Genomic DNA, 20,344 nt, shown 5'->3' with positions numbered 1-20,344 from the left:
CACGAGAGGTCCTCTGCATGCGCACCATCGATCATTGGATGAACAACGAGGCCTTCGCCGGCACCAGCAGTGCCACCGCGCCGGTGACGAATCCGGCCAGCGGCCAGGTCACCGGACAGGTCGCCCTGGCCAGCGTCGAGGACGCCCGCGCGGTCATCGACGCCGCCGCGGCCGCATTCCCCGCCTGGCGTGACACCTCACTGGCCAAGCGCACCCAGATCCTGTTCAACTTCCGCGAACTGCTCAACTCCCGCAAGGGTGAGCTCGCCGAGATCATCACCAGCGAGCACGGCAAGGTCGTCTCCGATGCGCTGGGCGAGGTCTCACGCGGCCAGGAAGTCGTCGAATTCGCCTGCGGCATACCGCATCTGCTCAAGGGCGGGTTCACCGAGAACGCCTCGACCAATGTCGACGTCTACTCGATCCGCCAGGCACTGGGCGTCGTGGGAATCATCTCCCCGTTCAACTTCCCCGCCATGGTTCCCATGTGGTTCTTCCCCATCGCCATCGCCACCGGCAACACCGTTGTGCTGAAGCCCTCGGAGAAGGACCCCACCGCCGCGCTGTGGATCGCCAACCTCTGGAAGGAAGCCGGCCTGCCCGCCGGAGTCTTCAACGTCCTGCAGGGTGACAAGACCGCCGTCGACGAGATCCTGACCAACAAGGCCGTGAAGTCGGTGTCCTTCGTGGGCTCCACCCCCATCGCGCAGTACGTCTACGCCACTGGCACCGCCGCGGGCAAGCGTGTCCAGGCCCTGGGCGGGGCCAAGAACCACGCCGTCATCCTGCCCGACGCCGACCTTGATCTGGCCGCTGATGCGATGGTCAACGCGGGCTTCGGCTCCGCTGGCGAGCGCTGTATGGCCATCTCCGCGGCCGTGGCCGTCGGACCGATCGCCGACGACCTCATCGCCAAGATCACCGAGCGCACCATCGGCCTCAAGATCGGCGACGGCACCAAGAACTCCGATATGGGCCCGCTTGTCACCAAGGCCCACCGCGACAAGGTCGCCTCCTACATCGACGCAGGCGAGGCCGACGGCGCCAAGATCGTCGTCGACGGCCGCAACGTCACCGCTGACGGCGGCGCCGACGGGTTCTGGTTGGGTCCCACCCTGATCGACAACGTCACGCCCGAGATGAGCATCTACACCGACGAGATCTTCGGCCCCGTGCTCTCGGTCGTGCGGGTCGAGACCTACGACGAGGCGCTGAACCTGATCAACGACAACCCCTACGGCAACGGCACCGCCATCTTCACCAACGACGGTGGCGCCGCACGGCGCTTCCAGAACGAGGTGCAGGTCGGCATGGTCGGCATCAACGTGCCGATCCCCGTCCCGATGGCCTACTACAGCTTCGGCGGCTGGAAGGCCTCGCTGTTCGGTGACTCCCACGCCCACGGCATGGACGGCGTCAACTTCTTCACCCGCCAGAAGGCCATCACCCAGCGCTGGCTGGACCCCAGCCACGGCGGCATCGAGCTGGGCTTCCCCCAGAACGCGTAACCCCATCCCCCAACCCCAGCCCGCGAGACTGCGGTGAGATCGCCGAAACCCCTCATTCCACGATCTCACCGCAGTCTCGACAACGGGGTTCCCCCCGCGACCATCGCCTGATGAGTGAAAGATGTCTTCCATGACCGTGACCAATGACGCCGCCATCCTGCCCAACGGCCTGTCCGTCGACGAGGCACGCCGCGAGGCCGCGCGCGCCTACGAGCTGGACCGCGCGCACGTGTTCCATTCCTGGTCGGCGCAGGCCGAGATCTCCCCGATGACGATCACCGCGTCGGAGGGTTGTTACGTCTGGGACGGCGACGGAAACCGTCTTCTGGACTTCTCGTCGATGTTGGTCAACACCAATATCGGCCACCAGCACCCGAAGGTGGTCGCGGCCATCCAGGCGCAGGCGGCCAAGCTCTGCACCGTCGCGCCGCAGCACGCCAACGACGCCCGATCCGAGGCCGCGCGGCTGATCGCCGAGCGCACCCCGGGCGACCTGAACAAGGTGTTCTTCACCAACGGCGGCGCCGACGCCGTCGAGCACGCGGTGCGCATGGCGCGTCTGCACACCGGGCGCTACAAGGTGCTCAGCCGCTACCGCTCCTACCACGGCGGCACGGAGACGGCGGTCAACTTGACCGGTGACCCGCGGCGCTGGCCCAACGATCACGGCAACGCCGGCATCGTGCACTTCTTCGGGCCGTTCCTGTACCGGTCGCGTTTTCACGCCACCACCGAGGCCGAGGAGACCGAGCGCGCTCTCGACCACCTCCACGAGACGATCCGCATGGAGGGTCCGTCGACCATCGCGGCCATCATTCTCGAGTCCATCCCCGGCACCGCAGGCATCATGATCCCGCCTCCGGGCTACATCGCCGGCGTGCGGCAACTGTGCGACGAGTACGGCATCGTGTTCATCGCCGACGAGGTCATGTCGGGCTTCGGCCGCAGCGGAAAGTGGTTCGCCATCGAGCATTTCGATGTCGTGCCTGACCTGATGACGTTCGCGAAGGGTGTCAACTCCGGCTACGTGCCGCTGGGCGGCGTGGCGATCAATGCGAAGATCGCCGAGACGTTCGCGCATCGCGCCTACCCCGGCGGTTTGACGTACTCCGGCCACCCGCTGGCCACCGCCTCCGCCGTGGCCACGATCAACGCGATGGCCGATGAGGGCATCGTCGAGAACGCGGCACGCATCGGCGAGCAGGTCATCGGGCCACGGCTGCGCGAGATGGCCGGCCGGCACCGTTGCATCGGCGAGGTCCGCGGCACGGGTGTGTTCTGGGCCGTCGAGCTGGTCGCCGACCAGCAGACGCGGGAGCCGTTGGCACCCTACGGTTCCAGTAGCCCGGCCATGAACGCCGTTGTCGCCGCCTGCAAGCAGGGCGGGCTGTTGCCGTTCGCGAACTTCAACCGGATCCACGTGGTGCCGGCCCTCAACATCAGCGATGAGGAGGCCAACACCGGCCTCGCCATCCTCGATCGGGCGCTGGAGACCGCAGACGCTGCGCTCTGAGCTCAGCGCGCGTCCATGAAGTGGGCGGCGATCTCATCGCTCGTGGTCAGCCAAGCGTCAGACTGTCCGGCCAAGTACCTCAAGGCTTGATCGAGGTACTTGTGCCGGAACGGCTGGCCGATCACGAAGGGATGCAACGCCAGCGCCATCACACGGCCGCTGGACGACGAGTCAATCCTCAGCTGCTCGTATTGGTCCTTGACGATTTGGACGAACTCGTCGCCAGTGCATCCCCTGCCGAACATCAGTAGGTCGTTGAGTTCCACCGAGTACGGAACGCTGATGACACCCGGGACGGTGAGTGGATAGGGCTGATCGTCGTTGGTCCAGTCGAGGACGTAGCGATATCCGAGATCGGCGAGGAGTTCGGGGGTCCGCAGGGTTTCGGTGAGACCCGGACCCATCCATCCCTGCGGCCGGCGCCCGGTGGCGTGAGTGATCGACTCGGTGATGTCGGTGAGTACGTCGCGCTCCTCGGCGGGCGTCATGTCGGTGTGCAGGACCGAGTTCGTGCGTCCGTGCGCCAGCCACGTCCAGTCGCGGGCCACACCCGCCGAGATGATCTGCGGGTGCTCCTCGATGACGGCCGAGTTCAGCAGCACGCTGGGCCGGATGCCGTGGCTGTCGAGGGCCTCGATCGTCCGCCAGATCCCGACTCGGGCCCCGTAGTCGCGCCAGCCGTAGTTCAATGCGTCGGGGACGAGATCTGCGGTACCCGGCCAGATGCTTGTCGACGGCCGGTCCACCAGGAAGTGCTCGACGTTCAATCCGATGTAGACCGCCACCTTGGCCCCGTCGGGCCAGACGATCGGCGCGCGCTCGATGATCGGGCTGTAGGTGAAGGGCGGTACGGGTTTTGATGTCGTCATGCCCGCACGGTAAGGGCTGACACCAATGTCAGGTTCAAGCGAATCCGGTATAACGGTCACATGCGAATCGGCGAGCTCGCACGACGAACCGGTGTCAGCGAGCGCTCCCTGCGCTACTACGAGAGTGCGGGTCTGCTGGTCTCGGAACGCAGCCGCGGCGGCCATCGCGAGTACACCGAGGCGGCCGTGGATCGGGTGATCCACATTCAGGAGTTGTACGCCGCCGGGCTGCCCAGTCGAACGATCGCGTCGCTTCTACCGTGTATGCGCGACACCGACGGCGGCCCCACCGAGTCGGCGACGCCGCGGCTCGTCGAACGGCTCACCGCCGAGCGCGACCGCATCGACGAGGAGATCCGCGGGCTGGCGAACTCACGCGCCGTTCTCGACGACGTCATCGTCGCCGCGTCGGGCGCCGAGGTCGCACTCAGAACGCCAACAGATTGTCCTTGAACAGCTTGTGCTCGTATGAGGTTCGGGTGAGGCCGCGGCGCTGCAGCTCGGGCACCAGTCCGTCAACGACCTCGACCACGTACCGGCGGGTGAGGCGCATACCTGGCGCAGTGAACAGGAAACCGTCCCCTCCGACCTCGTCCATCAGTGCCTCGAGTTGGTCGGCCACCGTGGCCGGGGTCCCGACCAGGGCATCCTCAGTGGACAGGTAGGCCGCGGTCAGTTCGCGCAGTGTCTTTCCGCTGCCGCGCTGCAGGAACGCCTCGAGGGATCCGCGTTCACCGTTGGTCTGAAGATCGTCGGGAAGCGGCTTGTCCAAGTCAAAGCTGGTGAAGTCGATCTCGGTGATCGCAGCCAGATGCGCCAGCGTCTTCTCGAGGTAGTACTCGTTGTCGACCAGGCGCTCCAGCTTGGCCCGCGCCTCCTCATCAGTCTCACCGAGATGCGGGGTGCACAGAAACAGCACCTTGATGTCATCGGGTTTGCGACCGTATTCGACTGCACGTCTGCGAATGTCGTCCCGGTAGGCGATCATTCCCTGCGGGTCGGCTGCCGTTCCCACCACGGTGTCGGCGTACTTCGCGGCGAAGTCCTTACCCTGTGGTGAGCCACCGGCCTGCGCGAGCACGGGGTGGTACTGCGGCGAGGGAACGGTGTTGAGCGGGCCGCGGCTCCTGTAGTACTCACCCTCGAAGTCGATGGTGTGCACCTTGGTGTGGTCGACGAATGTCCCGGTCTCCCGGTCGCGTACCACGGCGTCGGGTTCCCACGAGTTCCACAGTGCACGAACCAGATCCACGTACTCGTGTGCACGGGCGTAGCGCTCGTCATGGCGGGGCAGGTGGTCCAGCCCGAAGTTCTGCGCGGAGCGGTCCTCAGCCGAGGTGACCATGTTCCAGCCGAGCCTGCCACCGGTGAGGTGGTCGAGCGTGCTGCATAGCCTGGCGAGCAGGAACGGCGGGTAGAACGTCGACGACAGGGTCAGGACGAGACCCAGATTCTGGGTGACGTTGCCCAGCAGCGGAATCAGCGGTGCCGGATCGTGTTTGGGCGAGTGCAGCGCGTGTTTGAGTTCGCGTTCGAACGTCCCGCCGTAGGCATCAGAGACCATGAGCTTGTCCTCGAGCAGCAGGTAGTCGAACTTCGCCCGCTCGAGGTGTTGAACCAGCTCCACATAGAAGCTGCCCGACCAGTCCTGCCCACCGGTGGAACCCCACTGCTCGTTCCACCCGTCGACGCAGAAGTTGGCGAACCAACCCAGGTGAAACCTCTTGTCATAGGACACTTCGGGTGAATCCCTTCATCGTTCGGCCGAACAGTCGGCAATTCGGGGTAAGGCGCGTCAAGGACTAGGGCCCGTCGAGCAACCCGTGTTCCAGCGGTGGGCGGTGATCGGTAACCTCCGCCGACTCCTCGACGGCCGCCAGACGGGCGTCGCTCTCCCGAATCGCCTGCTGCTCGCCTGTGCGGTCCTGGCCGCGCGTGAAGGCGTAGTACACCAGCGCCGAGACCACCAGACCGGCCAGCCACGAGATGTCGATCCCGCCGAGCAACGCGCCGATCGGGCCGGTGAAGTACGGCAGCACCGCAAAGGGCACCATCGCGGCAAATCCCAGGAAGTAGGCCGCGATTCCGCGCCACGACCATCCGCCGTACACCCCACGGGGGGTGAACAGGTCGGTGATCGCATACTCGCCCCGGCGCACGAAGAAGTAGTCGGTGAGGTTCACCGCCGTCCACGGCACCAGCAGGAACAACATCAGCGACAGAGCGTTGCTCGCGGCGTTGATGACGTGGTCACCGAATGGGAGTGCCACGACGAGGTAGATCACGATGGTTGCCGCCGTGACGGCAATTCGCAGGGCTCGGCTCGGCCGAACCCGGCGAACCAGGTCCACGCCGGTGAGGAACTGCAGCGTCACGCTGTATGCGGCCGTCGCGGTGCACACGACCAGAGTCGTCGCAGACGCCAGCGCCAGCACCGCACCGAAGCCGCCGACCACGTTGTTCCCGGCCTCGTGCAGTGCCACCAGCGCATCCTCGGCCTCATAGTGGGCGGAGAGCCACGCACCCAGGGTGATCAACCACAGCGCCGAGATGCCGGCTCCCACATACACACTCGCGATCAGCGACCGCGAGGAGGTCTTGGCGGGCAGGTACCGCGTGTAGTCCGACACCACCGGGGCGAGTGCCATGTTGTAGGCGGCCGAGACCGCGAACACCGTGAAGAATGCCGAGAGCACGAACCCGTGCTCACTGGAGGACGGCTCGGTGCCGCCGGCCTTCCCGAGCGCGACGGCCAACGAGAACGCCAGAACCAGGGGCACGGTGACGTAGAACACCAGCCGCGAGATCCGGTGCAGATAGTCGTGGCCTGCGATCGCGAATGCGCCGCCCACCAGGTTGACCACCAGTCCGATCACCACCGGCGGCCAGCCGAAGACCTGCGCCAGCCCCTGTGCGGTCAGGATGGTGTACACCACGCCGAACGCCAGGTAGCAGGTCAGCGACATCGCGACGACGACGATGACGCCGTAGAAGCCGAACTGCGCCCGAGACTGGATGATCTGCGGCAGACCCAGCCGAGGCCCCTGGGTGGCGTGGAAGGCCATGAAGAACGTACCAACCACCAGGCCCAGCGCCGAGGCCAGCACGGCCCAGCCTACGCTGAGCCCCAGCGCCGGCCCGGTGAAGCCCAGTGCGATGGTGAAGAAGCTCCAGTTGGCGATGAAGAACAGCGGGCTCACCCGCCACGGGGTGCCATGACGTTCGCTCGGGGTGATCCAGTCGATCGACCGGCTCTCGATGCTCGAGTAGCGACGCACTGGAACGTCGGCCGCGGAATGCCCTGTCTCCGGCACGATCTCTGTAGACACGAGGGGTGATCCTTCACCCGAGCGCACTCGAGGAACAGCCATCTCGTCGGGGTGATTATTAGTCGACGACCACGGGACGGGTTCGTCGCGGCCGATGTCCGCACGCGCTAGGGTCGCCTCGGATCCATCGACCTCGGGAGGCCAGCCATGGACGACTATCCCTTCGACCTCGGTGGGTACACGCGCCCCATCACGACGACGTCGGCGACGGCTCAACGGTGGTTCGACCGCGGCCTGAACTGGGTATTCGCCTACAACCACGAAGAGGCCGCGCTCTGCTTCGGCAAGGCGCTGGAGCATGATCCGCGCTGCGCGATGGCGCACTGGGGTCTGGCATACGTGGCGGGACCGAACTACAACCGGCCGTGGGAGCTGTTCGACGACGACGAGATCATCGAGACGCTGCGGACGTCACGGCAGTCGTGCGCTCTCGCGCGAGACAACGCCGATGGTGCGTCCCCGGTCGAGCGCGCGCTGATCGACGCGCTCCAAACCCGTTACCAGTCCGAGGTTCCCGCCCCGGATCTCTACGTGTGGAGCGCGGAGTACACCGATGCGATGCGCGGGGTGCACCGGGAGTTCGGCGATGACCCCGACGTCGCCACCCTGTTCGCCGAGGCGATGATGAACCGCACGCCTTGGCAGATGTGGGAGCTGCGCAGCGGACTGCCCACGGCGGGTGCCGACACGCTCGAGTGCCGCGCGGTCCTCGAAGCGGCGATCGACCACAACCGCGCCGCGGGCCGCGGGCCGCACCCCGGGCTGTGGCACCTCTACGTCCATCTCATGGAGATGTCGCCCACCCCGGAGTCAGCGCTGCGAGTCGGTGACGAATTGCGGCGTCTGGTACCGGATTCCGGTCATCTCGCGCACATGCCGACCCATATCGATGTGCTGTGCGGCAACTATCAGGACGTCGTCGACTGGAACCACATCGGCATCGAGCGGGACGTCCGCTATTGGAAACACGCCGGGGCACTCAACTTCTACTCGCTCTACCGGGTGCACAACTATCACTTCAAGCTCTACGGCGCGATGTTCCTCGGCCAGTTCGAGCCCGCGATTGACGCCGTCGCAGCGATGCACGACACCATCCCCGACGAGCTCGTCCGCATGGAGAGCCCCGCCATGGCCGACTGGCTAGAGGGCTACATGTCGATCGGGACCCATGCCCTCGCTCGATTCGGCAAGTGGCAGGAGCTCATCGACGATCCGCTGCCCACCGACCCCGATATCTACTCCATGACGACCGCGATGAACTTCTACGGCAAGGGCGTCGCGTATGCCGCACTGAAGCAGCACGATGCCGCAGCCGAGGCGCAGCGGAACTTCGAGGCGGCCGCGGCGGCCGTCCCGGAGACCAGACGCGTACACGTGGTGCCCTGCCAGGACATCCTCGGGGTCGCCCGTGAGGTTTTGGCCGGCGAGATCGCCTATCACGCAGGTGAATACGATAGCGCCTTCCACCATCTCCGAAACGCGGTGCGACGTGAGGACGATCTGCCCTACGACGAGCCGTGGGGCTGGATGATGCCAAGCCGTCACGCCCTGGGCGCACTCCTGCTCGAGCAGGGTCATCTCGAGGAGGCCGCCGCCGTCTATGAGGCCGATCTGGGGCTGACGGACGAGGTGATCCGTTCCAACCGGCACCCCAACAACGTGTGGGCCCTGCTCGGACTGCACCGCGCCTACGAGGCCCTCGGGCGCACCGCCGAGGCGCGCGTCATCAAGCCGCTGCTCGACGTGGCCTCGGCACGAGCGGACACCTCGATAGCGTCGTCATGCTTCTGCAGCCGACCACTGGATGCCTCGGCAACGCCGGCCGGTGACAGCACCGGATGCTGCTCCGCCTGACAGGGCTCCGGGACTAGGCTGGACACCGAGAGGTGCCCGACCTGGTCCCGGGGCAGTCAGCTTCCCGTCACCGCGATATTGGTGAGGTCTGGACCGTTGCCAAGCGACTGCCACGTCCAGTTGGTCACCCGATCGGATGTCGGATTGGACTTCACCCGCTCGATCAACGGGAACCACGCGAGGTCCTTCGTGGCGATCTCGTTCGCCTGCCTCCAGTGCGGCGCGGAGTCCTCTGCCGAGAAGGCCTGTGTGACGGCGGCATTGAGCTGCGGGTTGTCGTATGTGACGCCGTTCCAGGTGCCGCCCGGTGCGAAGTCGGAGTCCAGCCAACCGCCTAGCGTCATCCGTGCACTGTTGCCCTGCCAGTCCGGAGTCCAGTTCGTGATCGCCAGGTCCCACTGATCGAGCTTCGACTTGTCGCCCAGGAACGCGCTGAACGTGCCCCAGCTCTCCCCCGGGATCGGTGTCAGGCGCACGGTGATTCCGCTGCGGGCCGCCGCGTTCTGCACGGAGGTGGCGATCTTCTCGAACTCCGGGGTGTTGCGGTAGGCCACGTTAACTGTCAGGTTCTGCTGGCCCGCCTGGGTGAGCAGGTCCTTGGCCTTCTCCGGGTCACCCTTGTCCTCCGGTGTGGGATAGGGATTCTCGTCGGTGTATCCGACGATTGTCGACGTGAGAATCTCGTTGCTGGGGATCGCGGAGTCCGGTCCGCCGAGACCGCGGACGACGTCACTGCGGTTGAGCGAGTAGTTGAACGCCTGGCGCACGCGCAGATCCTTGAATGCGCTCTGGGCGGGTGTCTTCGGTTCGGCGGGGTTGTTCCAGCTGATGAAGACTGCCGATCCGCTGGCGGACTTGTGCAGACGCTCGGGGTCGGTCTGCTTGTAGGACGCTATGACGTTGGCTGGGTATGCCCTGATGTAGAGGCCGATATCGGCGGTGCCGGTCTGGATCTGCTGGGACGCGGCGTCCGCCGAGGCGACGGTCGTGTCGAACACGATCTCATCGGCGTAGGCGTTGCGGGGATCTCCTTCGGCGTTGTAGTTCTCGGCCCTCTTCAACGTCAACTGCTTGCCCTGGTCGTAGGAGGCGATGGAGTAGGGACCGCTGGACGCGTAGTTCTGTCGGAACTCGAGGCTGTCGGCGTAGTACTTGGACACCACCTCCTCGGGCAGCGGGCTGACGAAGTTGAGCGTGAGGATGTCGAGGATGTCGCTGGCAGGCTGTGTGAGCGTCAGCTGAAACGTCTTGTCGTCCAGTGCCTTCACACCGCTGATGTCGTGCGTGTCGATGAACTCCTTGGCCGCGACCAGGTCGCCCGTGGGCACCTTGGCGAACTCGTCGGCGTACTCCTCGAAGCCGGCGAATAGCGCGTTGTAGTAGGTGATCGCGCTGACCTGGGCGTTCGGATCGGGGAAGCGCTTGATCGCGTAGACGAAGTCCTGGGCGGTGATCGGTCGCGTACTGGCCCCCGAGAACGCGATGTCATCGCGCAGGTGGAACGTGTACGTCAAGCGGTCGGGGCTGACATCCCAGCTCTCGGCGAGATCGGGAACCACCTTGGTGTCGTCGCCGATGCTGTTCTTGTCACCCGCGTATGTGACCAGCTGCCGGGTGAGCGCCCGAATGACCTGCCACGACTCCGCCGAGTACGCGATCAACGGGTCCAGTGCGTCGACATCGCCCACCGAGGCGATGCGCAACGTACCGCCGTGCAGCGCGGCCGGATCGGCCGTCGTCGAGTCAGCGCCGTCGGTACTGCAGGCCGCCAACGCGACTGACACGGCGAGCGTGGCGACGAGGGCGACGAATCGCCGTCCGGGGTTTCTCATGCTTCTCCTTCTTTAGTGAGATCTGGGCTCATTTGGCGCTGCGCGAGTGCGTGACGACGTCGACGGCGAAGGTGGTGATCACGAAGATCACCGCGCCGAGCAGGGTCACGCCGATCACCACCGGCGCGTCACCGGACTTGGCCGCGCTGACCGCGAGCCTGCCGACTCCGTCGAGTCCGAAAATCTGCTCGGTGATGATGGCTCCACCCAGAATGGTGGCGAACTCGATACCGCCGAGGGTCAGGATGGGGTTCAATGCCGCCGAGAGGGCATGGTCGAAGTACACGCGTTGCGGTGCAACACCCTTCGCCCGGGCGGTGCGGATGTAGTCCTTTCCCGCGACCTCGAGCACGGAGGCGCGCACCACCCGTTGGAAGACTCCGACCTCGGCGAGCACCAGCGTCAGCCATGGCAGCAGCAGATGCTGCGCCCACCTCGCGGGCGACTCGGTCAGTGGCACGTATCCCCCACCCGGGAAGATCCTCACCCCAGCCAGCGAGAGCTGGAAGTAGAGGACGTAGAGCAGTCCGACACCGGTGACGAAGGTGGGCACCGCGAGCGCGGCGTACGACAGGGCGCTCGTCGCCGCGTCGAACACGCCACCCGGCCTGCGGGCGGCGTACACCCCCAACACTATCGAGAGCAGCGCCCACAGCAGCAGTGCGCCGACTGCCAGGCTCACGGTGACCGGGATCTTCTCGATGATGAGTTCTGTGACCGGCCGCTGCGATCGGTACGAGTATCCGAGGCTCGGCGGCCAGTTCAGCAGACCTGTCGGCGTGCCCTTGATCTCCGGGCCCCGCACCACGTAGTGCCACAGCTGCACGTACCACGGGTCGTTGAGGCGCAAGCTGTTCGCGATCGCGGAAACCGTTTCCTCCGAGGCATTCTCGGGTGCGAGCATTCGGGCCGGGTTCTGATATGCGATGCGCGTCAGTCCGAATGTGATCAGGACGACGGCGGAGACGGTGACGACCATGCGGAAGGATCGCCAGAGCAGGAATCGATTCAACAGCGTTACCTCACGCCGCGGTCGGGTCGAAGCGGCTACGCAACCGGGTGGCCAGCAGATTGAAGCCGAGGACGGTGAGGAACAGGGCGAATGCGGGTGCGATCAGCATCCAGGGTTGGGTCTGGTAAAGCGCGGAGTCCTGGGCGTTGGCGATCATGTTGCCCCAGCTCGGTGTCGGCGGCCGGATTCCCACGCCGAGATAGGACAGCGACGCCTCGGCGATGATGTTGGTGGGCAGTTGCACCGCCCAGTAGATGACGATCGTCGGAAGGATGGTCGGCAGAATCTCGCGGGTCAGCACCCGCGCGTGTGACGCTCCGGAACCCACCGCCGCCAGCACGAACGGCTTCGCCTTGACCTCAATCACCAGATTGCGCACCAGGCGTGCAAAGTACGTCCACGAGAACAGGGCGATCACGCCGATCACCACCACCGCCGGGTTCACCAACGTGGTGCCCGCGGTACCGCGGTTGAGCGTGACGACGCTGAGGGCGGTGACCAGGAAGGGGAAGGCCAGCGCGACGTTGGTCGCCTCGGAGGCCACGGCATCGACGCGGCCTCCGAAGTACCCGCCGACGAGTCCGACCAACACGCCGACCAGCATCGCGATGGTTGTTGCCGGGATGCCGATGGCGAGGGAGACCCTTGCGCCGTAGAGGGTTCGGATCAGCACGTCGCGTCCGCTGCCGTCCGCACCGAGTAGGAATCCGTTGCCGCCGGAGATCGGCAGCCCAGCGGCGTCGAGGGTCTCGTCGGGGAACTGTGCATCGGGTCCGTGCCCGACCAGGGCCGCGAACACCGGAGCCAGTAGCGCCGCCAGCACCACAACGCCGACGATCGCACCACCGGCAATCAGCCCGGGATCGGTGAACGCAGAGCGCCATCGCCCCTTGCGAGACGGGGCACCAGCCGGCTCGGAGACCGGTGCCTGCATCAGCAGTTGACTCACGAGGCCCGAGCCCCGTCGATGCGCGGCACCGCGTCCAGCAGCGTGCGGGTGTAACTGGACTGGGGATTGCCGAAAACCTCCGCCACGGTGCCGGTCTCCTCGACACCGTCGGGTCCGAGCACGACAACGCGCTGGGCGATCGAGGACACCACACCGAGGTCATGGGTGATGAACAGGAACGCGGTGTGCCGAACTCTGACGAGATCGGCGACCAGTGTGAGGATCTCGGCCTGCGTGGTGACGTCCAGTGACGACAGTGCCTCATCGGAGACGATGAGTGCGGGGTCGAGCACGAGTGCCCGTGCGATCGCGACGCGCTGCCGTTGTCCGCCGGAGAGTTCGGCCGGGTAGCGCTGCAGCAGCTCGCGGCCGACGCGGGCAGCCGCGGCGGCCTGCGCGACGCGGGAGGGGACCTCAGCGCGGTCGACGCGCTGCGCGATGAGCGGCGCCGCGAGCGTGTCCGCGACCGTGCGCCGCGGGTGCAGACTCGAGTACGGGTCCTGGAAGATCATCTGCACCGAACGGCGGGCCGCGGCTGGGAGCGGTGGTATCCCGTCACTCACCCGGGTCGGGTAGGTGGTCTCACCCAGGGTGACATCGCCGGCGTCGGCGTACTGCAGACCCGCGACGATGCGGCCGACCGTCGACTTGCCCGACCCGGATTCACCGACAAGGCCCACGACCTCGCCGGGCTCGATGGTGAAGTCGAGTCCGTCGATGACGGTGCGACGGGCCCGTCCGGTGCGCGTGCGGTAGGTCTTGCGTAGCCCACGCACCCGGAGCAACGGCGTGCGCGACGAGCCGTCGGGAACCGTGGGTGCCAGCAGCCGGTCCACGCTGTGCAGGCGTGAGGCGGCCAGCAGTTCGCGGGTGTACTCGTGCCTCGGTTGGGCGAAGATCCGCTGTCGTGGGCCCGATTCCACGACCACGCCACCCCGCACCACCACGACGTCGTCGGCGATGTCAGCGACAACACCGAGGTCGTGGCTGACGAACACGATCGCGGTGCCGTGATCGTGTTGCAGGCGGCGAAGCAGCGCGATGATGCCTGCCTGGACACTGACGTCCAGCGCGGTGGTGGGTTCGTCGGCGATGATCAGGGCGGGGTTGCATGCGATGGCGATCGCGATCATCACCCGTTGTCGCATGCCGCCCGAGAACTCGGCGGGATGGCTGCCGTAGGCGTGCCGCGGGTCTGCGATGCCGACCTCGTCGAGGAGTTCCTCTACGCGTCCGCGCATCTGCCGTCTCGGCACGGCGCGATGGACCCGGAGGGCTTCCTCGATCTGGGCTCCGACGGTCTTGAAGGGGTGCAGGTTGCTCTGCGGGTCCTGGAAGACGAACCCGATGTCACGCCCGAGGATGCGACGTAACGCCTTCGGCGAGGTGGCGAGCAGATCCTGATCCGCGAAGCGCACGGTGCCCGTGACCTCGGCGGTGTCCCCGAGCAGACGGGTCGCCGCCAGTAGCGAGGCACTCTTGCCCGAGCCGGACTCCCCCACGATCGCCAGCGTCTGGCCACGGTCGACGGAGAACGTCAACGACCGCACCGCTGGGACGACCTGCCGTCCACGGGTGCGACTTCCGGTGTGGATGTTGACGGCGAGATCGGTGACCTCAAAGAGTGCCATCGTCCAGTCTTGGTGCTTGTTTCTCCTTGGGCCCGAACATACTTCGATGGTCTGTCGATCGGCAGGAAATCTAAACCGTTCTGCTCATCGGGAAGTTATTGCCCGGGATATCAAGCGTTAGAAGTAGATTCCCGCATGCGGAGCAGGCCACCCGCCGAAGAGTGCGTCGGCGCCCTCGAGCGCCGCCTCATCGTGCACCGTGACCAGGCCCGCCAGGGCCAGGGCCTTCCATGTGACACCACCGAGCAGCAGTGCGCCCAACGTCGCGACGTCGGTGCTCAGCGCGGCGGGCCGGTCGGTACGGACCGCCCCCGTCGCACCGATCTCGAACGTCCCCGTGTTGTGCCGCAGAATGGGATCCTCGACGGCGACGCTGACAACCGAGTCACCGCTGAAGCTGCGTGCGGCGAGGGCGAGTCCGACGTCGATGATCCGCAGCCACGTCTCGTCGCGGGTGGCGGTCACGCGGGCGGCGCGCCGGTCCGCCAAGAGCCAGGGAAGCGGATCGTCGAGGGGCAGCGATGTGAAGATCAGACGGTCGACCAGGTCGAGTTCGATGAGGAACCGCAGCAGGCCAAGGTAGGCGTGCGGGTTCGGTGCGTAGAAGTCGTCGACCACGACCGTGCGCTCGGCGCTGGTGAACCAGCCGTCGGTGTCCACCGGGTGGTAGCGCACGAAGCCCGTCTCCGATCCCGGCTCGCCAGCCACGGCGACGTAACGGGGGCCGGCGTCGTTCTCGGCACGCAACCGCTGGTTCGCCCACCACACGCCGGGCCGGTCGATGGTGCCCGGGCGTGTGGGGCGAGCTCGTTCGTAGATGTGCGGCAACGCATCCCACGTCTGTGACGGTTCGACGAGTCGGACCGGCCCTCCGTCTCCCACATTGGGTCCCAGCCGGGCGCGGGCGCTGCTCACCTCGACGGTCTGCGACGTGCTGGCCACTCCGTAGCCGAACCTGCCGTAGATGGTCGCCTCGGATGCCCGCAGTGTCGCGACCACCTCACCGCGTGTGTGAGCGTCCCGCAGTTGAAATGCCATGAGATCTGATGCGATGCCTCGGCGGGTGTATGACGGCAGAACTCCCACATGGGTGACCGCGGCGTGACCCACACGCCGACCACCGGGCACCGTCAGGGTGCTGCCCGCGGAGTCGGTGGTGGCGACGAGCTGACCGGCGACGAACGCCCCGACCGTGCGGCCTGGCTCGACGAGCTTGCCGATCGCGCCGGACTCGAGCGCGGAAAGCGGCCTGAACCCCACCATCGCCGTGCGGAAGAGGTTGGCCGCAGCGACGAGGTCGCTCTCGTCGGTCAGGACCCGGATGTCGGCGCTCACCGCACGGCGCCCTTGTCGCTGCGCCGAGGGGTGCGACGGTATCGCGCTGCAGGGTGGTCGTCGCGGACGTGGTCGCTGCCATGCAGGCGGCGGCGCAGGGTGGTGGGTTCGGTTGGGCGAGGCCGGAGTCGACCGCGGCGATCCAGCTCCGGCACGACGAGATCGGCGAAGTCGGTAAAGCTGTCCGGGTTCACCACCTGAATCAGGTTGATGCCCTGGGTATTGCTGGCGGCCAACCAGTCCTCGAGGTCGTCGGCCACGGCCGTCGGTGTGCCGACGAACGTGCGCGAGCGCCCCAGCCCCGTCTTGGGCGCCAAGGCCTCGCGCAATGTCCACGCCCTGTCGGCAGCAGCGAACATGGACAGCAGCGAGCGGTTCGAGTCCGTGTCGTGGTGTCCGATGACGGCATCGAGGTCCTCCGCCGAGAAGTCGATGCCGGTGCTGGCCGAGTAGTGGGCCAGTGCCCCCTCGACGCTGAAGTACGACTGATAGTCGGCCAGCTTGGCCCGCGCGCCGCCCTCGGTGTCGTCGACGACCACCGACACCGCGCTGACGAACTCCAACGAGTCGGGGTCCCGTCCCTGCTCGGCGGCGCTGGCCCGGATGGCATCGACACTGCGGCGGATTCCCTCGGCATCGGCGCCCGCGACGAACACGATCTCGGCGTGCCGACCGGCGAAACGCTGCCCCCGCGGCGACCCTCCCGCCTGCAACAACAGCGGTGTGCGCTGCCGGCTTGGCTCGCTGAGATGCGCGTCGGGCACGGAGAAATAGCGTCCCTCGTGCCCGATGGCGTGCACCTTGTCGGGATCCGTGTAGAGCCCGTTCGCACGGTCGCGCACGACCGCGTCGTCCTCCCACGAGCCCTCCCACAGCTTGAACACGACGTCGAGGAACTCCTCGGCCCGTTCGTAGCGCTCGTCGTGCGGGATCTGGCGGCTCAACCCGAGGTTGCGGGCGGCGCTGTCGAGCTGGGAGGTCACCACATTCCATGCCACCCTGCCGCCGGTGAGATGGTCGAGTGTCGTGAACTTGCGGGCCAGAAGGTACGGGTGTTCGTACGTCGTCGAGACGGTCACCCCGAAGCCCAGATCCTTGGTTGCCGCGGCAAGCGCCGACACCAACAACAGCGGATCGTCGACGGGCGACTGCGTGCCGGTGCGCAGCGACGCGGCCGCGCTGCCGCCATGGGTGTCGAGCAACCCGAGCGCATCGGCCAGGAAGAAGGTGTCGAACCGCCCGCGATCCAGGATCTGCGCGAGTTCTACCCAGTAGTCGATGGTGGTGTATCGGTGGGTTTGATCCCGTGGATGGCGCCACAACCCGTAGTTGACGTGCGATACCGAGTTCATCGAGAACCCGTTGAGGATGATGGGCCTGGTCGGTGCGGCGTCCTGACCTCGATGACGTGTCACGGTCGGCAACCCTACGAACCGCATTCGCCGATGGCGACGGTTAGACGCGGCGGGAGTCAATCCCCGCCGCAGCCGCAGGAATCAGCCTGCGTTTGACCCTTGAACGCGCTGCACACCGCAGGACACTGGTCGTATGTCCACGTCCCTGCAGGAATGGCTCGCGGCTGCCTCGGCGTTACCGCAGAGACAGCGATCGAATGTGAGGTTCCACCGTGTCCGATGAGCCGATACACCTCGCCGTCGCCCTCGACGGGACGGGTTGGCACCCGGCGTCCTGGCGCGAGCCCGACGCCCGTCCCGCCGACCTGCTGAGCCCCGCGTACTGGACCGATCTGGTCACCGAGGCTGAACGCGGCCTGCTGGACTTCGTCACCATCGAGGACGGCCTGACACTGCAGTACGACGACGCCGTGGGCGTCGACGGCCGAACCGACCGGGTCCGCGGCCGCCTTGACGCCGTATTGATCGCCGCGCGGGTCGCGCCACGAACCCGGCACATCGGGCTTGTGCCGACAGGTGTGGTGACGCACACCGAGCCGTTCCACCTGTCCAAGGCGATCGCCACGCTGGACTACGTGAGCACCGGTCGCGCGGGTGTCCGCGTTCAGGTGTCGGCGAACCCGCATGCCGCGCGTCACTTCGGCCGCCGTGTCGTAGCCGACTCATTTAACGGCGCCAGCACGCGCGAACTGCTTGCAGAGGCCCGAGATTACACCGAGGTGCTCCGTCGGCTGTGGGACAGCTGGGAGGATGACGCCGTCATACGCGATGTCCCCTCGGGTCGCTTCGTCGACCGGAACAAGCTGCACTACATCGACTTCGAGGGCGCGTGGTTCTCCGTCAAGGGTCCGTCGATCACCCCGCGACCGCCCCAGGGGCAGCCGATCGTCGCCGCCCTCGGGCACGGCGAGGCGTCCCACGCGCTGATCTCGACGAGCGCCGACGTCGGGTTCGTGACGCCACACGGAGCCGCCGAGACGACCGGTGTCGTCGAGACCATCGCGGCACTACGACCCACGGGCCTCGCGCCGGTGCGGGTATTCGCCGATCTGGTGGTTTTCCTCGCCGACACCGCCGCAGAGGCATCGGCACGGCGCGAGCGGCTCGACGAACGCGCCGGGGTCGAATACACCAGTGACGCGGAGGTATTCGTCGGCACCCCGGCGCAACTGGCCGATGTGCTGCAGCAGTGGCATGCGGCAGGGGCGACCGGATTCCGACTGCGGCCGGCCACCCTCCCCCATGATCTGATTCAGATCACAGCGGGTCTGGCACCCGAGTTGCGCCGCCGCGGAGCTTTCCGAACCGACTACTCGGCCAGCACATTGCGGGGGACGCTGGGACTCCCCCGCCCCGCCAACCGCTACGCGACCGCATGAGGATCCAGGAACGCTCATGAGTATTCCAAGCAAGAACAAGCCCATCAAGCAGATTCACCTCGCCGCCCATTTTCCCGGCGTGAACAACACCACGGTGTGGAGCGATCCCGCGTCCGGCAGCCACATCGAGTTCGACTCGTTCGTCCAGTTCGCCCAGGCCGCCGAGCGCGGCAAGTTCGACTTCATGTTCCTCGCCGAGGGCTTGCGGCTGCGAGAGCAGAACGGCGAGATCTACGACCTCGACGTCGTCGGCCGCCCAGACACCTTCACCGTGCTCGCGGCGCTGGCCGCCGTGACGGATCGCCTGGGCCTGACGGGCACCATCAACTCGACGTTCAACGAGCCCTACGAGGTGGCGCGGCAGTTCGCGTCGCTGGACCATCTCTCCGACGGCCGTGCCGCATGGAATGTCGTCACGTCGTGGGATGCGTTCACGGGCGAGAACTTTCGGCGCGGCGGGTTCCTGGCGGAGGATCAGCGCTACGAACGCGCCGAGAGCTTCCTCGACGCGGCCCATACGCTGTTCGACTCCTGGCGCGGTGACGAGATCGTCGCCGACAAGGACAGCGGGACGTTCCTGTCCGACCCTGCGGCCGGCGCGTTCTCCTACGCCGACGCGCACTTCGACATCAGCGGCCGATTCAACGTGCCGCGCAGCCCGCAGGGCAGACCCGTCATCTTCCAGGCCGGCGATTCCGACCGCGGGCGCCAGTTCGCCGCTGCTGCCGCGGACGCGATCTTCTCCCGGTACGGGACGCTCGAGGAGGGCCAGGCGTTCTATGCCGACGTCAAGGGGCGCCTGTCCGCGTACGGCCGCCGGCCCGCGGACCTGCTGATCCTGCCTGCCGCGACGTTCGTGCTCGGTGACACTGACGCCGAGGCAGCGGACCTCGCCCAGGAGGTGCGTCTGGCACAGGTGTCGCCACAGACGGCGATCCGATTCCTCGAACAACTCTGGAACCGCGATCTGTCCGATCACGATCCGGACGGGCCACTGCCGTCGGTCGATCCGATCGTCGGCGAGAACACCATCGCGCGCGGCCGCGCCAGCGTTCGGATGCACCGCGACCCGATCGAGACGGCCAATGAGTGGCGCGCCAGGGCGCAGGCCCACAATCTGACGACACGGGAACTGATCATCGAGGTCACCGGCCGGCAGAACTTCATCGGCTCCGCTGAGACCGTCGCCGAGTCGATCAACCACCTCGTTCAGAACGATGCCAGTGACGGTTTCATCCTGGTTCCTCACGTCACCCCCAGCGGGCTCGACCCCTTCGTCGATCGGGTGGTCCCGCTCCTGCAGGAGCGCGGCGTCTTCCGCACCGACTACGAGGGCACGACGCTGCGCGACCACCTCGGACTGGCGCTATCGAGAGGCCCAGCTTCATGATGGTCTGGGCCACCACTGGGGTCGCGGCCTAGCAGGGGTCTCCGGGTGGAGTGAAGTAAGGAACGCCTTCAACTGTGTAGCAGGGGATTTCGCCGAGGACGTAGGGAACATGAGCGGCCGCGATAGCCGTGCCGGCGGCGACGTCACCGGCTACGTTGGCGCAGCCGCCCGCAGCGAAGTGGCGTCCGCCAGCACCGGCGCAGATGTCGGCCTGCGCTATCGGTGCGGTGACCGTCGGTGCGATCGCCATGGCTGCGGCAACCAACACTGCAGCCGGCACCAGAACTGTGGTGCGTTTCCTCATGGCCTCTCCTTGTGTGATGGGGCG

At 66.6% G+C, this 20,344-nt stretch carries 16 protein-coding genes; 6 read left to right on the top strand and 10 right to left on the bottom strand.

All coding sequences use genetic code 11. From position 1 onward, the window contains the following. Positions 1–17 precede the first annotated feature (17 nt). Entirely contained in the window at positions 18–1,508 is a 1,491-nt protein-coding gene (locus ABIA65_RS24700; RefSeq protein WP_241399387.1) for a CoA-acylating methylmalonate-semialdehyde dehydrogenase, read from the top strand. A 130-nt stretch (positions 1,509–1,638) separates the two neighbouring features. Beyond that, positions 1,639–3,021, top strand: a complete 1,383-nt coding sequence (locus ABIA65_RS24695) for an aspartate aminotransferase family protein (RefSeq protein ID WP_354525185.1) — start codon at positions 1,639–1,641, stop codon at positions 3,019–3,021. Between the two features lie 2 nt (positions 3,022–3,023). Here ABIA65_RS24695 and ABIA65_RS24690 read toward each other — a convergent pair whose 3' ends face one another. Beyond that, positions 3,024–3,890, bottom strand: a complete 867-nt coding sequence (locus ABIA65_RS24690; RefSeq protein ID WP_354525184.1) for a polysaccharide deacetylase family protein — start codon at positions 3,888–3,890, stop codon at positions 3,024–3,026. 60 nt (positions 3,891–3,950) lie between these two features. Between ABIA65_RS24690 and ABIA65_RS24685 the strand changes: the two genes are divergently transcribed. Further along, positions 3,951–4,343 carry a MerR family transcriptional regulator gene (locus ABIA65_RS24685; RefSeq protein WP_241399390.1) on the top strand — a complete coding sequence of 131 codons (393 nt, stop codon included), beginning with the start codon at positions 3,951–3,953 and terminating at the stop codon, positions 4,341–4,343. On the opposite strand, the gene ABIA65_RS24680 is transcribed toward ABIA65_RS24685, so the two are convergent. After that, positions 4,318–5,628: an NtaA/DmoA family FMN-dependent monooxygenase gene (locus tag ABIA65_RS24680; RefSeq protein ID WP_241399391.1), complete on the bottom strand. Its 1,311-nt coding sequence runs from the start codon at positions 5,626–5,628 to the stop codon at positions 4,318–4,320. The two genes, ABIA65_RS24685 and ABIA65_RS24680, sit on opposite strands and share 26 nt — an antisense overlap. A 64-nt stretch (positions 5,629–5,692) precedes the next feature. Next, positions 5,693–7,219 carry a purine-cytosine permease family protein gene (locus tag ABIA65_RS24675; RefSeq protein ID WP_241399392.1) on the bottom strand — a complete coding sequence of 509 codons (1,527 nt, stop codon included), beginning with the start codon at positions 7,217–7,219 and terminating at the stop codon, positions 5,693–5,695. A 147-nt stretch (positions 7,220–7,366) separates the two neighbouring features. Between ABIA65_RS24675 and ABIA65_RS24670 the strand changes: the two genes are divergently transcribed. Next, positions 7,367–9,073, top strand: coding sequence for a tetratricopeptide repeat protein (locus ABIA65_RS24670; protein ID WP_354525183.1), 1,707 nt, complete (start codon positions 7,367–7,369; stop codon positions 9,071–9,073). Between the two features lie 56 nt (positions 9,074–9,129). On the opposite strand, the gene ABIA65_RS24665 is transcribed toward ABIA65_RS24670, so the two are convergent. The 6 genes from ABIA65_RS24665 to ABIA65_RS24640 form a co-directional block, all read right to left on the bottom strand. Then, the gene (locus tag ABIA65_RS24665; RefSeq protein ID WP_241399394.1) at positions 9,130–10,905 is read right to left on the bottom strand and encodes an ABC transporter substrate-binding protein; all 1,776 of its coding nucleotides are present in this window, start codon (positions 10,903–10,905) and stop codon (positions 9,130–9,132) included. Between the two features lie 28 nt (positions 10,906–10,933). Next, a complete protein-coding gene (locus tag ABIA65_RS24660; RefSeq protein WP_354525182.1) occupies positions 10,934–11,917 on the bottom strand; it encodes an ABC transporter permease in 984 nt (327 codons plus the stop codon). A gap of 10 nt (positions 11,918–11,927) precedes the next feature. Further along, on the bottom strand, positions 11,928–12,866 hold the full coding sequence (locus ABIA65_RS24655; RefSeq protein WP_241399396.1) for an ABC transporter permease: 939 nt from the start codon (positions 12,864–12,866) through the stop codon (positions 11,928–11,930). Beyond that, positions 12,863–14,497, bottom strand: coding sequence for a dipeptide ABC transporter ATP-binding protein (locus ABIA65_RS24650; RefSeq protein WP_354525181.1), 1,635 nt, complete (start codon positions 14,495–14,497; stop codon positions 12,863–12,865). Before ABIA65_RS24650 ends, ABIA65_RS24655 begins: the two co-directional genes overlap by 4 nt. A 117-nt stretch (positions 14,498–14,614) precedes the next feature. Further along, positions 14,615–15,832, bottom strand: coding sequence for a GNAT family N-acetyltransferase (locus tag ABIA65_RS24645; RefSeq protein ID WP_354525180.1), 1,218 nt, complete (start codon positions 15,830–15,832; stop codon positions 14,615–14,617). Continuing rightward, positions 15,829–17,184, bottom strand: a complete 1,356-nt coding sequence (locus ABIA65_RS24640) for an NtaA/DmoA family FMN-dependent monooxygenase (protein WP_354525218.1) — start codon at positions 17,182–17,184, stop codon at positions 15,829–15,831. The genes ABIA65_RS24645 and ABIA65_RS24640 overlap by 4 nt, the downstream gene beginning before the upstream one ends. Before the next feature lie 275 nt (positions 17,185–17,459). On the opposite strand from ABIA65_RS24640, the gene ABIA65_RS24635 reads away from it, so the two are divergent. Together ABIA65_RS24635 and ABIA65_RS24630 are read left to right on the top strand one after the other, a co-directional pair. Next, entirely contained in the window at positions 17,460–18,626 is a 1,167-nt protein-coding gene (locus ABIA65_RS24635) for an LLM class flavin-dependent oxidoreductase (protein ID WP_354525178.1), read from the top strand. 16 nt (positions 18,627–18,642) lie between these two features. Then, a complete protein-coding gene (locus tag ABIA65_RS24630; protein ID WP_354525177.1) occupies positions 18,643–20,016 on the top strand; it encodes an NtaA/DmoA family FMN-dependent monooxygenase in 1,374 nt (457 codons plus the stop codon). Between the two features lie 28 nt (positions 20,017–20,044). Here ABIA65_RS24630 and ABIA65_RS24625 read toward each other — a convergent pair whose 3' ends face one another. Then, positions 20,045–20,320 (bottom strand): hypothetical protein, encoded by a 276-nt coding sequence (locus ABIA65_RS24625; protein ID WP_241399401.1) that lies wholly within the window; start codon positions 20,318–20,320, stop codon positions 20,045–20,047. Between the last annotated feature and the right edge of the window lie 24 nt (positions 20,321–20,344).

This window comes from Mycolicibacterium sp. 624, assembly GCF_040548615.1.
Lineage (GTDB): Bacteria > Actinomycetota > Actinomycetes > Mycobacteriales > Mycobacteriaceae > Mycobacterium.
The sequence above is the reverse complement of the archived record's forward strand: the minus strand, read 5'-3'. Positions and strand labels throughout refer to the sequence as shown.

What these genes read in the sequence shown, in the direction of transcription:
- ABIA65_RS24700 (WP_241399387.1), top strand. Translation starts at nt 18, where the DNA reads ATGCGCACCATCGATCATTGGATGAACAACGAGGCCTTCGCCGGCACC.
- ABIA65_RS24695 (WP_354525185.1), top strand. Translation starts at nt 1,639, where the DNA reads ATGACCGTGACCAATGACGCCGCCATCCTGCCCAACGGCCTGTCCGTC.
- ABIA65_RS24690 (WP_354525184.1), bottom strand. Translation starts at nt 3,890, where the DNA reads ATGACGACATCAAAACCCGTACCGCCCTTCACCTACAGCCCGATCATC.
- ABIA65_RS24685 (WP_241399390.1), top strand. Translation starts at nt 3,951, where the DNA reads ATGCGAATCGGCGAGCTCGCACGACGAACCGGTGTCAGCGAGCGCTCC.
- ABIA65_RS24670 (WP_354525183.1), top strand. Translation starts at nt 7,367, where the DNA reads ATGGACGACTATCCCTTCGACCTCGGTGGGTACACGCGCCCCATCACG.
- ABIA65_RS24665 (WP_241399394.1), bottom strand. Translation starts at nt 10,905, where the DNA reads ATGAGAAACCCCGGACGGCGATTCGTCGCCCTCGTCGCCACGCTCGCC.
- ABIA65_RS24650 (WP_354525181.1), bottom strand. Translation starts at nt 14,497, where the DNA reads ATGGCACTCTTTGAGGTCACCGATCTCGCCGTCAACATCCACACCGGA.
- ABIA65_RS24640 (WP_354525218.1), bottom strand. Translation starts at nt 17,184, where the DNA reads ATGAACTCGGTATCGCACGTCAACTACGGGTTGTGGCGCCATCCACGG.
- ABIA65_RS24630 (WP_354525177.1), top strand. Translation starts at nt 18,643, where the DNA reads ATGAGTATTCCAAGCAAGAACAAGCCCATCAAGCAGATTCACCTCGCC.
- ABIA65_RS24625 (WP_241399401.1), bottom strand. Translation starts at nt 20,320, where the DNA reads ATGAGGAAACGCACCACAGTTCTGGTGCCGGCTGCAGTGTTGGTTGCC.